This is a genomic window from Rhodoplanes sp. P11, assembly GCF_964266735.1.
GTDB lineage: Bacteria > Pseudomonadota > Alphaproteobacteria > Rhizobiales > Xanthobacteraceae > Rhodoplanes > Rhodoplanes serenus.
The window spans coordinates 377,752-393,180 of the sequence record NZ_CAXWGY010000017.1; the positions used below are offsets into that span (position 1 = coordinate 377,752).

Consider the following 15,429-nt stretch of genomic DNA (forward strand, 5'->3'; position numbering starts at 1 on the left):
CCGCAGTCGAACGGCGTTCTGCGGCCCTGCCGTGTTTCACGGATGGACAGAGGGCGGCTCGCGTCTCCACGCTGGCGTGTCGGATCGGGGTGGGTCCCTCGCGGCTTGCGCCGGCATACGGCTTGCTTGGTGATCTCGCTTGGTGATCGGGCGGACCGGCTCGTTCGGAACCGGGCCGAAAGGAGGGGACCCCATGGTGATCGCACCTCTGGTCGCGGCCTCGCTGGCGCTGAGCGTGGCGACCGGCCCGCTCGATCCGCGGCCGAGCCATGCGGCGTCGCCCCGCGTCGCGCTTCAGAGCCGGGTGACGGCGACGACCGACTGCATCGTGCGCGCCATCGCGGCCGACCCGCGCTTCAAGCAGGCGAGTGCCGGCGCCATGATCGGCGAGCTGATCGTCGATTCCATGCCGGCCTGCGCCGCGACGGTGCGCGAGATGATCGACGCCTGGGACGCCTCGTTCGGCGACGGCAGCGGCGAAGCCTTCTTCATGGGGCCGTTTCTGGACGTGCTGCCGGCCGCCGCCAGCCGCATGCTGGCGAAAGATCCGGCGCGCTGATCGTCTGCGGCAGGGCGCCGATACCCTACCGCGGCAGCACCTCGACCACCTTCATGGTGGTGGGATCGACCAGCAGCACGCGGTCCTCGACCACGGTGTACTTGTAGGGCTTGGCTTCCGGGATGGTGGCCAGGGTCGGGTCGGGGAGCATGTAGAGCTCCATCGACGGCGGCAGCTCGGCGCCGACGCGGACCTGAACGCCGGGCGGCACCGTGACCTTGCGGTTCGCCTCGCGGACCGAGCGGGCGATAGCGGCCTTCTGCGCCTCGGTGAGCGGGGCGGGCTGCGCCGACACCGGGCCGACGCCGCCGGTCGGCGGCATGGTGGGCAGCGGCGCGGCCTCCTGGCCGGCCGGCTGGCCGGCCCCTGGGCCGGCCTGCTGGGCGGTCGCGATTGTTGCACTGGCGCCGATGGCGAGCGCCGCGACGAGAATCACGGCCAGTCCTGACTTCGGGATCGGCATGGGCGGCCTCTCGGAATGGGTCGGGATCGTCGGTGGGGGAATGCCGTAACGGGCCTTTCGTTCCCCGCCCCGCCCGAACCGGGACAGCCGTCTTGGTACGATCCTGCCGTGATCGCCTCCGAGCCTTGCCGCTCGTGGCTCGATGCCCTGCGTGCGTTCGCTCAGCCGCTGATGCGCTCGATCTCGGCCCCGCAGGCGGCGAGCTTGCTCTCCAGCCGCTCGAATCCGCGGTCGAGATGGTAGACTCGATTGACCAGCGTCTCGCCCTCGGCGGCGAGCGCCGCGATGACCAGCGACACCGAGGCGCGCAGATCCGTCGCCATCACCGGGGCGCCCTTGAGGCGCGGCACGCCGTCGATGGTGGCGGTCTCGCCGTCGAGCCGGATCTGGGCGCCGAAGCGGGCCAGCTCCTGCACGTGCATGAAGCGGTTCTCGAAGATCGTCTCGGTAATGTGCGAGGTGCCCTTGGCGCGGGTCATCAGCGCCATGAGCTGCGCCTGAAGGTCGGTCGGGAAGCCCGGGAACGGCTCGGTGGTGACCCGCACGGGCGCGATGCCGGCGCCGTTGCGGGCGATGCGGATGCCTTCGTTGGTGGCGGCGATCTCGGCGCCGGCCTCGGCGAGCACATCGAGGGCGGCCTGGAGCAGCTCCGGCTTGGCGCCCTCCAGCAGCACGTCGCCGCCCGCCATCGCCACCGCCATCGCATAGGTGCCGGTCTCGATGCGATCGGGCACCACCCGGTGGCGGGCGCCGTCGAGGCGGGCGACGCCCTCGATCTCGATGCGCGAGGAGCCGGCGCCGCTGATGCGGGCGCCCATCTTGGTCAGGCAGTCGGCGACGTCGACGATCTCGGGCTCGCGCGCCGCGTTCTCGATCACCGTGGTGCCGCGGGCCAGCACGGCCGCCATCAGGGCCGTGTGGGTGCCGCCGACCGTCACCTTGGGGAACACGATCTCGCCACCCCGCAGGCCGTTCGGGGCGCGGGCCAGCACATAGCCGCCGTCGATCTCGATGTCGGCGCCGAGGTCGCGCAGCGCCATCAGCAGCAGGTCCACCGGACGGGTGCCGATGGCGCAGCCGCCCGGCAGCGACACCTTGGCGACGCCCATGCGGGCGACCAGGGGGGCGATCACCCAGAAGCTCGCCCGCATGCGCGAGACGAGGTCATAGGGGGCGACGGTGTCGACGATGCGCTTGGCCGAGATGTGCAGCGTCTGCCCGTCGTACTCGCCGTCGCCGGGGCGCTTGCCGCCGACCATCACGTCGACGCCATGGTTGCCGAGGATGCGCTGGAGCAGGGCGACGTCGGCCAGCCGCGGCACGTTCTCCAGCACCAGCGGCTCGTCGGTGAGGAGGCTCGCGATCATCAGCGGCAGGGTGGCGTTCTTGGCGCCCGAGATGGCGATGCGTCCGGAGAGGGGCCTGCCGCCCACGATGCGAATCCGGTCCATGATGCCCCCTCGTGGATGGACGCCGTGTCGGCGGTGGCGTGAATCGCGACCGCGCCGGCGCCGTCTCGGTCCAGCTTATCGGCGCCCGTTCTCCGGGACGATTCCGGCGGAATCGTGGGACAAGGGGCCGTTCTCGGGCGATCGGTGCACCGCCGTGGCGGGCGCGGGGTCCGGCATGTCGATCTCCGGGGTGTCGACGGCGGTGTCGGGCCCGCCGGTGCGGGCCCGCGACTGCGCCTTGCGGCGCCGCAGATTCTCCCGCAGCGCCGCCGACAGCCGCGCCGCGCGGGCGCGTTGTTCGTCGGTCTTGCCCGGTCCGGTCATGGCGGCCTTAGAGCACGGCGACCGCGACGGCGCAACGCGCCACTGTTCGGCGGCAGGCAGGGCAGGCCGGGACGGCGACGGGGCCGGAGCCTCGCCGCCGTGATGGGGCGTGGGCTCAGCCCGGCAGCAGGGTGCGGCCGAAGAACCACAGCAGGAACAGCACCAGCGGGATGTGCAGCAGGAACTGGATGAAGGTGAAGCCGACGATGTCGCGCGCCTTCAGCCCCAGCACGCCGAGCAGCGGCAGCATCCAGAACGGGTTGATCAGGTTCGGGATCGCCTCCGCGGCGTTGTAGACCTGCACGGCCCAGCCCATGTGGGTGCCGAGATCCTTGGCGGCCTGCATGACGTAGGGCGCCTCGATGATCCACTTGCCGCCGCCGGACGGCACCAGGAAGCCGAGCACCGCCGAGTAGACGCCCATCAGCACCGGGAAGGACTCCTGGGTCGACAGGCTGACGAACAGGTTGGCGATGTGGTGCGAGATGCTGAAGCCGTCGGCGCCCTTCACGCCGGTGAGCATCAGCGCGATGGCACCGTAGAGCGGAAACTGGATCAGCACGCCCGAGGTCGACGGCACCGCCTTGGAGACCGCGCCGAGGAAGCTGCCGAGCCGCCAGTGCAGCACCAGGCCGATGAGCAGGAACAGCAGGTTGTAGGTGTTGAGGTTGGAGATCGCCAGGAGCGGGTCCTTGGTGGCGAATTCGTTGTAGATGAAGCCGAAGCCGAGTGCGGCCAACGCCAAGCTGATGAACGGGGTGCGCTCCAGCCACTCGCCCGGCCGCGACGGCCCGAAGGTGACCGAGGGGCGCGGCGTCAGGTCGATGCCGAAGTCCTCGGCGGTCTTGGCGGTGGCGGCGCTCGGCGCCGAGAAGTAGGCGATCAGCACCGAGACGATCAGGATGATCAGCGCCATCACCATCGACTGCCAGAGGAAGATGGTCTCGGTGAAGGGGATGACGCCGGTGATGTCGGAGATCGACTTGGGCAGGCTCGCCGGGTTGGCCTGGAGCTGGGCCGCCGACGAGTTGATGCCGAGCGCCCAGGTGGCGCCGAGCCCCAGATAGGCGGCGGCGGCGCCGGCCCGGTAGTCCATGCGCAGATCGCCGCGGCGCGCCAGCGCCTGCACCAGAAGGCCGCCCAGCACCATGCTGAAGGCCCAGTTGAGGAACGACGCCGACATGCTGACGAAGGCGACGAACGCCACCGCGCCGCGGGCGGTGCGCGGCGCCCGGGCGATCCAGTCGATGAAGCGGGCGGCGGGCGGCGAGGTGGCCACCACGAAGCCGGTCACCACCACCATCACCATCTGCATCGTGAAGGTGATGATGCTCCAGAAGCCGCCCCCGAAGGCGTTGGCGATGTCGAGCGGCTTGGAGCCGAGGGCGAGTGCGGCGGCGACGCCGATCACGGTCAGGGCCGCGAAGACGAACGAGTCGGGGTACCAGCGCTCCGACCAGTTGGTGAAGACGATGGCGAAGCGCGCGAAGCCGCTTTCCTCGCCGGCGGGACGGCTGCTCTTCGGGCGCAACGATTCGACGCTCAGATCGAGGCTCATGGGCAGGCCCTGCTGCGGGCGGTCGCGCCGGTGCGGGCGGTCCGGCAGCCGCGGCGGAGCCGAGGGCTCCGGCGGCCGAGCCGGGACGATCGAGCGAGACGAACGACAGGCGGCACCGGCGGACGTCCAGGGTGGACGGGACGGACATGGAGGCCGGGACGAGCCGGCACGGGCCGATCTAAGGGACCGCTCGATTCCGGTAATATGATAAATATCAACCCTCTCGGGCGGGAGGCGGGTTGTGCACCGCGGCGGCCGCGCCTCGGCTCGGTCCGACGGGTCCAAGGTGCCGGGTTTACGGCGAGCGGCTGCGGACGGGACCCGTGCCGGCTGCGCCGAGACGCTCCGATGCACCCGACGCTGTCGCGTGCCGGGCCGGCTCCGGATGACGAGGTGTTGCCGGAGCTCACACCCGGTCACATCGGGTCGGGAGAGGCCTGCCGCCTGGGGGAGTGGCGGTCCTGCCAAGAGGGCTCGGGGGCAGTGCGGGGCCGCGACGTGGCTCGCGGTGGCGAGCGGGGGACGGCAGCGCGGTCGGAGACCCGATGGGGCGGCGCTCGCTCGCAGCAGCAGCGGGGGCCATGATCGGCGTGGCCGCCGGTGCATGGGGATGTGCAGAGCAGCGCTTGCGCCGCCCCCGACCTTGTGGCAAGGAACCGCCGTTCGCGCCGTGCACCGCATGACTCGCGCGAGCCGGTCGCTGCCGTAGCTCAGTGGTAGAGCACTCCCTTGGTAAGGGAGAGGTCGACAGTTCAATCCTGTCCGGCAGCACCATTAAAAGTCCAGAAAAAACAAGAGCTTCAACAACAACGGACAATGTCCGTTTTCGTGTCCGTGGGGCGATCGGGGCGCATACTCAAGAGGGCAGCATGCCGACGTGGCTGAGAAACGAGTTGGGTGGGCTGGCCTTCGTGGCGGCCATCGTCTCGGCCATCTACGCGAACATGGATGCGCTGCGGCAGATCGCCGTCAACTAGGGCCTTCATCCGTAGAGCTCGACCAGCATGGCCCGGCCCCGCGCCTGCCGCGCTTCGCGCTCGGCGTCGGTCTTCCGGGTGTCGACGAGACGGGCTGCTGCGCCAGGAACTGCACTGCGCGGCCGGTGCGCCGGCCGGATGGCATGCCGCCCGCCGGGCAGGTGCGACATCGGAGCGTGCGGGCTCCACTGCGAGCAGGCGACGTCCGTTGGGGTATTTTCCTCGCGGGCTACGCCGGCGCGCGCGACGCCCTGATCGGCGTCATGGTCGCGGTTGCACAGGCGAACGCCGAGGCGATCAAGGAAACCCACAGATCGCCGGCACTTTGTAGACATCGCAACGGTCTCGGCGTCCTACCATCGGGTTAGTTTCATCGCCAAAATTCGACTTCCGAGGACGACGCCGGCGATCGCCAGCGGGTACCAGGTCGCGACGAAGAGCGGGGAGTCGTCCGGGCAGTGGCTGGCATAGAGGAAGGCACCAAGACCGCCGCCCAGCAGCCCGGCGAACATCCCAGCCAGATCCGGCCGGGTCGGCGCGCCCTTTCTGAGGAACAGGATGACGGCCGCGAGGACGGGAGCCGAGAGCAGCGGGATGGACAGCAGGCAGGCCACGGCGTTATCGCCGATGAGCCGCGTCCGCCACGCCGCTGCATCGACGACCGCGAGCTCGACGAACACCCCGACCGCGAGCAGGAACGGAGCGGCCAGCACCACGAGGGACGCCGGCCCCGGTCGGCCGTCCGGTCGGGCCAAGCGACCGACGACGGCCGCGGCTCCGGCGGCGAGCACCAGTGCGACGAGGAGCTTGAAGGCGAACCGCGGCTCCATGAGCGCGGTCGAAAGCTCACGCGGCGCCAGCGTGGCCGCATAGAGAAGGAGCGAGCCGACCAGACCGAGGCCGACCGCCGAGGCCAGCGCCCCCGGACCGACACTCCCGTCCGCCTCGCGGTCGGCCACCATCGCCTGAATGAGATTCTCGGTCTTCATGACACGCCCGCCATCCTGCTCAGCGACTTGAGGGCACGGTGGAGCGCCACCCGCACGGCGACGGGCGTCATCGCGAATTTCGCGGCCGACTCGGCGATCGACAGCCCGTCGATGGCGATCGCCTGGATCACTTGCCTCTGCCCTGGCGCCAGGGCGTGGAGCCGGCGCTCGACGTCACGATCATCGATGGCCGGATACGTCGTCTCCTCCGCCGGAAGGGCGTCGCTGAACTCGTCGATCGACACGTCGTTGCTGCGCCCGCGCGGCAGCCGCAGCGCGTCGATCAGCTTGTGCCGCGCGATGGCGCGTATCCAAGGCCCGATGGGACGCGACTCGTCCCAGGTGTTCCGCTTCAAATGAAGCGCGAGTAATGTGTCCTGCACGATGTCCTCCGCATCGGCTGCCGACCGGCCAGATCGAACAAGCTCGCGCCGGATGATTGGCCTCAACCAGTCGGAGACGTTCTGCAGAAAGCGCGTATAAGCGGCGACGTCGCCACGCGACGCCGCTCTCATGGCTTCTGCGAAGTCGTGCTCGCGTCGGTCCACCTGCACGTTCGTAATCCTTTTCGGATCAGCCGCGTGGATGTTACGTTCGGCCAGAATTAATGTTGGCCGAGCCGGCGTACCGAGATGTCCTAGGTACTACACCCGATCCAGCGCGACCAGTAACACCGGCCAACCTCCGCCGTATTACAGAATGGACGACGCCAGCCCGTGCCGGTCCTCGACCGGCGCGGGCGACCCCCGGCCGCGCTGTCCGCCGATCCAAACGCGGAGGCAGACATGATTTCGACTTTGGTGCCGCGCCGGCACCGGCTGCAACTCGGGTTCGTCGCGGCGATGTCCCTCGCCCTGGCCGGCACGGCTCTCGCACAGCAAGGCGGTGGAATGCCGGCGTCCGGTCCGATGCCGCCGGCCTCCATGTCGGCGACGCCGACGGCTCCGATCGACCGTGCGAAGATCCTCACGGATCTCGGCGTCTTCGGGGACTTCTCGGTCTACAAGCTGCGCCCCGAATACGCGATGCTCCCGGCGGCCGATCGCAAGGCTGCGGCCGCCGAGGTTCTCGCCGTCATCGAGAAGCACAAGGACAAGGTGATCGTCGACGCCTACCTGACCCGCGGCTTCGATGCCAAGAGCGACTATTTTCTGCGCGTGCACGCCTACGATCTCGCCGCTGCCCAGACGTTCCTGACCGATTTCCGTGCCACCAAGTTCGGCTCCTACTCCGATGTCACCGAGAATCTGGTCGGCATCACCAAGGCGCTCAACTACATCACCAAGCAGAAGTCCGAGACGCTCAACGCCGGGCTGTTCGCCGCTTCTTACTCGGACCCGGCGCCCCGCTATGCGATCATGATCCCGGTGAAGAAGAACGCCGAATGGTGGAATCTGACCCCGGAGCAGCGGCTGAAGGAGATCGAGGTCCACACCGCGCCGACGTTGCAGTATCTGGTCAACGTGAAGCGCAAGCTCTATCACGCGACCGGCCTGTCCGACACCGACTTCATCACCTACTTCGAGACCAATGATCTCGGTGCGTTCAACAACCTGCTGATCGCGCTCGCCCAGGTTCCGGAGAACAAGTACCACGTCCGTTGGGGCAACCCCACCGTGCTCGGCACGATCCAGTCGGTCGACTCGGTGGTGAAGGCGCTCTCGGGCGCCGATCGCTCCATGTGATCGGTCGTGAGCGACGGCGGCGTCTGCTGCTGCCGTCGGTACCTCCTGCGTTCCGCCGGTCCGCGCGCGGACCGGCCCCAGTCCTCCGTCGAACGCTCGTGACGACCGCGATCCGACACGCCCCTCACATGTCGCGCCGTTACCCAGTCTGGCTCGCCATCCCGTTCGCGATCCATCCCGTTTCGACGGGCCGGCCCTCTTGCGCGCGTGATGCCGTCGCGCGCGCGACATCCTGTCAAACTCTTCCGCCGGGAGATGCTCCATGTCGAAGACGAACCGCAGGGATCTGCTGAGATTGGGCGGTGCCGCGTATCTGGGCACGCTGTTCAGCGGTCCGTTCGCATTGAAGGCTCTAGCCCAGGCACCGGCCGCATCGCCGCAGATGCAGCACGACTATGCCGGCTGGGAGCAGCTCTATCGTGACAAGTGGAGCTGGGACACCAAGACGCGCGGCGCGCATCTGATCAACTGCACGGGCGCCTGTCCGCACTGGGTCTACACGAAGAACGGCATCGTGGTCCGCGAGGAGGCGTCGAAGGACATGCCCTCGCTGGCGGGGGTCCCCGAATACAACCCGCGTGGCTGCAACAAGGGCGCCTGCGGGACGGACTATCTCTACGGGCCGCACCGGGTGAAGTATCCGCTGATCCGCACCGGCGCGCGCGGCGAGGGCAAATGGCGCCGCGCCAGCTGGGACGAGGCGCTCGGCATCATCGCCGACAAGATGCTCGACACCATCCGCGACCATGCCGTCGACTGCATCAGCGTCTACACGCCGGTGCCGGCGGTGGCGCCGGTGTCGTTCTCGGCCGGACATCGCTTCGCCCATCTGATCGGTGCCCACACGCACACTTTCTTCGACTGGTACGGCGACCACCCGACCGGCCAGACGCAGACCTGCGGCGTCCAAGGTGATACCGCCGAGACGGCGGACTGGTTCAACGCCAAGCTGATCCTGCTGTGGGGGTCGAGCCCGGCCGTCACCCGCATTCCCGACGCGCATTTCATCAACGAGGCGGCCCTCAACGGCAGCCGGGTCGTCAGCATCGCGCCGGACTACAACGCGACCACCATCAAGGCCGACACCTGGATTCATCCGAAGCCGGGCACCGACACGGCGCTGGCTCTCGGCATGGCGCATGTGCTGCTGCGCGACAAGCTGGTCGACGTCGCCAACGTCAAGGAGCAGACCGACCTTCCCTATCTGGTTCGCACCGACACCAAGAAGTTCCTGCGCGAGGCCGATGTCGTGCAGGGCGGCTCGGCTGCGAAGTTCTACGTGTGGGATACCAAGACCAAGAAGCCCGTGCTCGCCAAGGGATGCTGGGGCGAGGAGCCGCCCGGCGGGCGCCCGGCCGTTCAGCCGGCCTATCTGGGGCGCAACACGCTCACCTTCCCGGATGGCACGCTTGCACTCGGTGATCTCGATCCGGCGCTGGAAGGCAGCTTCAAGGTTACGCTCAAGGACGGCAAGTCGGTCGACGTGAAGCCGGTCTACGCGCTCTACGCGGAGCGCATCCTGCGCGACTACACGCCCAAGAAGGTGTCGGAGATCACCGGCGTCGCCGAGAAGGCGATCGTCGATCTCGCCAAGGCGTACGGGACCACCAAGCCGGCGATGATCATCAGCGGCGGCGGCACCAATCACTGGTACTGGAGCGACATCGAGATCCGCGCCTTCCATCTGCTGTCGTCGCTCACCGGCAACGAGGGCCGCAATGGCGGCGGCGTCAATCACTATATCGGCCAGTGGAAGCCGGTCGCGGTGCCGGGCGTGCTGGCGCTGTCGTTCCCGCAGGGCGCGGCGCGTCATCGCTTCACGCAGACGACGATCTGGACCTACGTTCACGCCGACGCCTACGACGCGATGGAGACGGTCGGCATCGACACCCGCAAGTATCTGCGCGCCAGCCTCGATCAGCGGATGATGCCGCTCTATCCCCGCGAGGGCCGCGATCCGAAGGTGTTCATCGTCTACCGCGGCAACTTCCTGAACCAGGCCAAGGGCCAGAAATACGTCCTCCAGAACCTGTGGCCGAAGCTCGACCTGATCGTCAATCTCAACCTGCGCATGGACTCGACGGCGCTCTACTCCGACATCGTGCTGCCGGCCGCGCACTGGTACGAGAAGCTCGACTTGCAGATGACGGAGGAGCACACCTTCGTCCATATGACCGAGCCGGCGATCCCGCCGATGTTCGAATCGAAGCACGACTGGGACGTGTTCGCGCTGCTCGCCAAGAAGATGCAGGACCGTGCGATCGAGCGCGGGATGTCCCGGGTCTTCGACGAGCAGTTCAACGTCTCGCGCGACTTCTCCACCCTCTATGCGCAGCAAACCGACAACGGCAAGCTGGAAAGCGTCGCCCAGGCGGCTCAATTCATCCTCGACAACGCGCCGGCCACCAAGGGCATCACGCTCGACATGATCCGCGAGCGGCCTCAGCGCTTCAAGGCGAACTGGACCTCGCCGATTCGGGAAGGCGTTCCGTATACGCCATTCCAGTTCTATACCGAGAGCAAGAAGCCGTGGCCGACCCTCACGGGCCGACAGCAGTTCTACATCGATCACGACTGGTTCATCGAGATGGGCGTCGAGCTGCCGGTCTACAAGGCGCCGGTCGATGCCGACAACTTCCCGCTGCGGTTCAACACGCCGCACAGCCGCCACGCCATCCACTCCACCTTCAAGGACAATGTGCTGATGCTGCGGCTCCAGCGCGGTGGCCCTCTGCTGGAGATGCCACCCGGGGAGGCAAAGGCCCGCGGCCTGCGCGACAACGACTGGGCCGAGGTGTGGAACGAGCACGGCCGGATGATCTGCCGGGTGAAGATCCACAACCGGGAGCCCGAGGGGCGGGTCACCATGTGCCACACCCCCGAGCTCTACATGGATCTGATCGAAGGCTCGACCCAGAGCGTCTGCCCGATCCGCATCAATCCGACGAGCCTGGTCGGTAACTACGGCCATCTGCTGTTCCGGCCGAACTACTACGGCCCCGGCGGAACCCAGCGTGACGCGCGCGTTCAGGTGCGCCGCTACACGGGAGTGATCCCGAGCTGAACGGCAGGACGCCACGGGACGGCCGCCCTCGGCGGCGCGCCGTCCCCGAACCAGGGTTTCGAGGACGACGATCATGGCCAAACAGATCACCAAACCGCAGAAGCAGCTCTCCTTCGTGGTCGACCTCAACAAGTGCATCGGCTGCCAGACTTGCACGGTCGCCTGCAAGAAGCTGTGGACCAATCAGAGAGGCGAGGAGCCGATCTATTGGCGCAATGTCGAGACGCGCCCGGGCAAGGGCTATCCGCGCAACTGGGAGAACGAGGGCGGTGGCTTCAACGCCGCCGGCGAAGTTCAGCGCGGCCGCATGCCGACCGCCGGCGACTACGGCGTGCCGTTCGAGTTCGACTACGAGGCAAGGCTCTTCGAGGGCGTCCCCGGCCGGGTGCGCCCGCGTCCGGCCGCGAGCGGCTCGGGCTTCGCGTCGTGGGCTCCGAACTTCGACGAGGACCAGGGCGAAGGGGCCTATCCCAACAACTACTACTTCTACTTGCCGCGGCACTGCAATCATTGCAGCAAGCCGGCCTGCCTGGAAGCGTGCCCGAACGACGCCATCTACAAGCGCGCCGCCGACGGCGTCGTGCTGGTCGATCAGACCAAGTGCAAGGCGGCGCGCAACTGCGTCCAGGCTTGTCCCTACGACAAGACCTACTTCAACACGGCGACCCAGAAGGCGAGCAAGTGCATCGGCTGCTATCCGCGCATCGAGAAGGGCGTCGCCACGGCGTGCGTCGCCCAATGCGTCGGCCGCGCCATGCATGTCGGCTTCATGGAGGACACGGCGAGCTCGGTCCACAAGCTCGTCAAGGTGTGGAAGGTTGGATTGCCGCTCTACGGTGAGCGCGGCACCGAGCCGAACATGTTCTACATCCCGCCGGTTCTCGGCCCGGCGGTCGAGGACGCCCAGGGCAATTTGCGCACCGACAAGAAGATTCCTCTCGAGTATCTGGTCAAGCTGTTCGGGAACGACGTGCCGCGCGTGATGAAGCTCCTCAACGACGAACGTGGAAAGCGTCTCATGAGCCAGCCGTCCGAGCTGATGGACATCATGATCGGGCGGCGCAGCGCCGACATGATGCTGAACCCGCTGACGTGACCTCGAGCCGGACGAACGGGATCGGGGCGAGGGGCTCCGAAGGAGGAAGAATGAAGAGCATCCTGCCGATCGGCGTCGCGCTGGCGATCCTGTTCGTTCCTGGCCTGGCGCGCAGCCAGGAGTTCGAGGGCGTGAGCGTCTGCCGCAAATGCCACATCGATCAGGCCGAGAGCTGGGCCCAGACCTCGCACGCCAAGGCGTTCGAGTCGCTGAAGCCCAAGGTCAAGGCGGACGCCAAGCAGAAGGGCAAGCTCGACCCGAACAAGGACTACACGGCCGATGCGGCCTGCGTCGGCTGCCATACCACGGGCTTCGGGAAGCCGGGCGGCTTCTCGGCGGCGACGCCGGCTGCCGAGCACAAGAATTTCGCCGTGGTCGGTTGCGAGTCGTGCCACGGCGCCGGAGCCAAGTTCCGCGTCGAGCACGGCAACGCCGAAGAGCGCTGGAAGACCGGCAAGGGCGAGACCGCCCGCGAGACGCTCGTGAAGCTCGGCCAGAACTTCGACTACAAGACCGCCTGCGCGACCTGTCATCTCAATTACGAAGGCTCTGGTTTCACCGGCGCGCACCCGCCGTTCAAGGTGTTCACGCCGGCCCTCGATCCCAAATACGCCTTCGACTACGACAAGGAGGTCCTGCGCTCGGGGCCCGGGACCGGCGTGCACGAGCATTTCAAGCTGAAGAACGTGTTCATCGGCGAGCCGGTGCCCGCCATCCGCGGCCAGCTCCAGGCCGACGCCAAGGACCCGGACTGAGAACGAGGACGATTCGCCATGTCGGAAACGTCGCGGTCCGCCGTCGTGCGGAGCAGTATCTACGGGGAGCTGGCGCGCGGCTTCGCCTATCCGGGCGCCGAGCTGCTCGACGACATCGAGGCCGGAGACTTCGGCTTCGATCTGGTCGATCTCGTCATGGATGTCCATCCCGATCTGATTGCGGCACTCGCGGGTGTGCGCATCGATCTGGAGACGCGGGTCGCCGATCTCGTGGCTCTGGAGGAGAACTATCTGGCGACGTTCGAGACGGGCCCGCGAAAGCCGCCGCTCTCCCTCTACGAGGGCGACTACGTGACCGATCGCCCGCGCGCGGACCTGCTGCTCGAGATCGATGCCTTCTATCGGCATTTCGGGCTCGTGCCCAATGAGAAGCCGCGAGACTTCGTCGACACCCTGACGGCCGAGCTGGAGTTCCTTCGGTTTCTCGTCGCCAAGGAAGCGCAGGCGATCGAGCAGGCGCTCGACGCGAGGCCCTACCAGCGGGCGCAACACGATTTTCTCGGTCGCCATCTCGTGCCGTTCCTGATCGCTATGGACGACACACCGGGCGATTTCGTCGCGCCGTTCTATCGCGGGCTCGTTCGCTGTGCCCGTTGCTTCGTCGAGGCGGAGGCAATCGCGGTGGCGCGCCGGCTCGGCGCGGCGGCGGCCTGACCAGGCGAGCGAGCTCGACGGAGTGATCATGTCGGAACTGAAGGCAGCGCCTGCGGCTCGATGGTCCATCGTCCGCAGGATCACGGACTGGCTCGCACGGCCCGTCTCGCGGTGGATTCTCGCAGGGCTCGTGGTCGCCGGGTTCTTCGGCGGAGTTCTGTTTTGGGGAGCGTTCCACACCGTCGTGGAGGCATCCAATACGCTCGAGTTCTGCACCGGCTGCCACGTGATGCGAGACTTCGTCTACAAGGAATACGCGACGACGATCCACTATCAGAACCGCACCGGCGTGAAGGCGACCTGCTCCGACTGTCACGTCCCGAAGGAGTGGTTCCCCAAGATGATGCGCAAGGTGCAGGCCACCAACGAGCTGTGGCACTGGATGCTCGGCACCATCGACACGAAGGAGAAGTTCGAGGCGAAACGACTGGAGCTCGCCACCCATGTATGGGACCGGATGAAGCAGACGGACTCGCTCGAGTGCCGGAACTGCCACACCCTCCAGTCGATGAACCCCGAGTTCCAGAAGCCGCGTGCCAGAAAGGTCCATCTGGACGCCTTCACGTCGGGCCAGACCTGCATCGACTGCCATAAGGGCATCGCCCACAACAGCCCGCGCGAGCGCCTGACGACGGCGCAGATCGAGGCGCTCGAAAAGCCGAATCCGGCCTTCATTCGTCCTATTCCGCCGACCTTCATCGACGGATTGGCGCGCGTCACGGCCCGCGAGGAGGCGGAGGCGAAGGCGCGCGACGAGGCCGCCCGGGCCGCCGAGCAGGCGCTGCGGACGCGCATCGAGGCGGAGCTCGCCCGCAAGGCGAGTGGCGATTCCGGTGCGGCGGCGGTCGACACCTTCGGGGTCGACTGGGCCGCCGTGCCGGCCAAGACCGTGACGCTGTTCTATCCCGGCGTCAGCTCGTTCGAGTGGATTCAGGTGGCGCGCGATCACACCGGCGCCCGCGGCTTCCTGCGCACGGGAGAGCGGTGCAACGAGTGTCACGGCAAGGAGGTCAAGGACATCGGCAGCAAGCTCGTGTCGGGTACCAAGAACGAGCCGACGCCGATCCCCGGCAAGCGGCCGTGGATCGACCTCTCGGTCCAGGCGGCCCAGGACGGAACCGATCTGTTTCTCCGCTTCGAGTGGAGCGACACGCCGCACGCGCCCGTGCCGTTCGTCGAGGGCGGCAAGATGGACCCGCAGCACGCCAGCAAGTTGTCGATGATGATCGCCGGTCCGGCTGTCGCTCGCGCCGAGCAGGGCGGATGCTGGGTCACGTGCCATCACGACGTGCGCTCGATGCCGGACGCGGCTCGGGTCGATCCCACGGCGGCGCCGGGCCTCCTCGCCGATGCGCGCGACGCGGCCATCGCCCAGGGCCTCACCAAGTATCTGGCCGAGTCGCGCGAGCGGATCGATCTACAGGGCAAGGACGGGCCGCGCGGCGGCGGCATCGCGGTGAAGTCGGCGCCCGATCTCGCGGCCTTGCGCGCCGCCGGAACCCGCATGGAGCTCTTGCGCCTGCGCCCCGGCCGTCCGGCCGAGTCCGGCAGCGTCCTGGCGCAGCGTCTGATGGAAGGCGGCGTTCCGATCACCGGTAGCATCGCGCAGGTCGGCGATCGGTGGGTTGCGACCCTGCGGCGCCCGTTAAAGCCATCGGACTCCGGCGATATCGGCATCGTCCCCGGTGCCGTGTACACGGTCGGCTTCGCCGTGCACGACGACTTCGCGGATGCGCGCTTCCATCACGTTTCGCTGGAGCTGCGGCTGGCCCTGGATGGGGCCGCCTCGGAGCTGCCGATCACCTCGATCGCCCCGTCGCGGCGATGATGCGC

Annotated in this window: 13 protein-coding genes and 1 tRNA gene; 8 read left to right on the forward strand and 6 right to left on the reverse strand. The window is 67.8% G+C overall.

Annotated elements, in window-relative coordinates:
* The first annotated feature begins 193 nt into the window (after positions 1-193).
* On the forward strand, positions 194-559 hold the full coding sequence (locus ACFQUV_RS16270; protein ID WP_129611701.1) for a hypothetical protein: 366 nt from the start codon (positions 194-196) through the stop codon (positions 557-559).
* 25 nt (positions 560-584) lie between these two features.
* Here the strand turns inward: ACFQUV_RS16270 and ACFQUV_RS16275 are convergent, their stop codons facing one another.
* The 4 genes from ACFQUV_RS16275 to ACFQUV_RS16290 all read right to left on the reverse strand — a co-directional run bounded on the left by ACFQUV_RS16275 (position 585) and on the right by ACFQUV_RS16290 (position 4,355).
* On the reverse strand, positions 585-1,022 hold the full coding sequence (locus tag ACFQUV_RS16275; RefSeq protein WP_129611702.1) for a DUF1236 domain-containing protein: 438 nt from the start codon (positions 1,020-1,022) through the stop codon (positions 585-587).
* A gap of 161 nt (positions 1,023-1,183) precedes the next feature.
* Positions 1,184-2,473, reverse strand: coding sequence for a UDP-N-acetylglucosamine 1-carboxyvinyltransferase (gene murA, locus ACFQUV_RS16280; RefSeq protein ID WP_111385197.1), 1,290 nt, complete (start codon positions 2,471-2,473; stop codon positions 1,184-1,186).
* Positions 2,474-2,548: 75 nt separating this feature from the next.
* On the reverse strand, positions 2,549-2,797 hold the full coding sequence (locus ACFQUV_RS16285) for a hypothetical protein (RefSeq protein ID WP_129611703.1): 249 nt from the start codon (positions 2,795-2,797) through the stop codon (positions 2,549-2,551).
* Between the two features lie 115 nt (positions 2,798-2,912).
* Positions 2,913-4,355 (reverse strand): short-chain fatty acid transporter, encoded by a 1,443-nt coding sequence (locus ACFQUV_RS16290; RefSeq protein ID WP_129611704.1) that lies wholly within the window; start codon positions 4,353-4,355, stop codon positions 2,913-2,915.
* A gap of 699 nt (positions 4,356-5,054) precedes the next feature.
* On the opposite strand from ACFQUV_RS16290, the gene ACFQUV_RS16295 reads away from it, so the two are divergent.
* Positions 5,055-5,129, forward strand: a tRNA-Thr gene (locus ACFQUV_RS16295).
* A gap of 556 nt (positions 5,130-5,685) precedes the next feature.
* Here the strand turns inward: ACFQUV_RS16295 and ACFQUV_RS16300 are convergent.
* The gene (locus ACFQUV_RS16300; RefSeq protein WP_129611706.1) at positions 5,686-6,321 is read right to left on the reverse strand and encodes an NrsF family protein; all 636 of its coding nucleotides are present in this window, start codon (positions 6,319-6,321) and stop codon (positions 5,686-5,688) included.
* Positions 6,318-6,875: a sigma-70 family RNA polymerase sigma factor gene (locus tag ACFQUV_RS16305; RefSeq protein ID WP_307719486.1), complete on the reverse strand. Its 558-nt coding sequence runs from the start codon at positions 6,873-6,875 to the stop codon at positions 6,318-6,320. The genes ACFQUV_RS16300 and ACFQUV_RS16305 overlap by 4 nt, the downstream gene beginning before the upstream one ends.
* Before the next feature lie 231 nt (positions 6,876-7,106).
* Here ACFQUV_RS16305 and ACFQUV_RS16310 point away from each other — a divergent pair, with 231 nt between their 5' ends.
* The 6 genes from ACFQUV_RS16310 to ACFQUV_RS16335 all read left to right on the forward strand — a co-directional run bounded on the left by ACFQUV_RS16310 (position 7,107) and on the right by ACFQUV_RS16335 (position 15,424).
* The gene (locus ACFQUV_RS16310) at positions 7,107-8,006 is read left to right on the forward strand and encodes a chlorite dismutase family protein (RefSeq protein ID WP_207211629.1); all 900 of its coding nucleotides are present in this window, start codon (positions 7,107-7,109) and stop codon (positions 8,004-8,006) included.
* Between the two features lie 262 nt (positions 8,007-8,268).
* Complete coding sequence (locus tag ACFQUV_RS16315; RefSeq protein WP_378395261.1) at positions 8,269-11,070, forward strand: molybdopterin-dependent oxidoreductase; 2,802 nt, start codon at positions 8,269-8,271, stop codon at positions 11,068-11,070.
* A 73-nt stretch (positions 11,071-11,143) separates the two neighbouring features.
* Complete coding sequence (locus tag ACFQUV_RS16320) at positions 11,144-12,166, forward strand: 4Fe-4S dicluster domain-containing protein (RefSeq protein ID WP_129611708.1); 1,023 nt, start codon at positions 11,144-11,146, stop codon at positions 12,164-12,166.
* 50 nt (positions 12,167-12,216) lie between these two features.
* Positions 12,217-12,921, forward strand: a complete 705-nt coding sequence (locus ACFQUV_RS16325; RefSeq protein WP_129611709.1) for a cytochrome c family protein — start codon at positions 12,217-12,219, stop codon at positions 12,919-12,921.
* Positions 12,922-12,939: 18 nt separating this feature from the next.
* A complete protein-coding gene (locus ACFQUV_RS16330; protein WP_129611710.1) occupies positions 12,940-13,596 on the forward strand; it encodes a molecular chaperone TorD family protein in 657 nt (218 codons plus the stop codon).
* 28 nt (positions 13,597-13,624) lie between these two features.
* On the forward strand, positions 13,625-15,424 hold the full coding sequence (locus tag ACFQUV_RS16335; RefSeq protein WP_129611711.1) for a NapC/NirT family cytochrome c: 1,800 nt from the start codon (positions 13,625-13,627) through the stop codon (positions 15,422-15,424).
* Positions 15,425-15,429 lie beyond the last annotated feature (5 nt).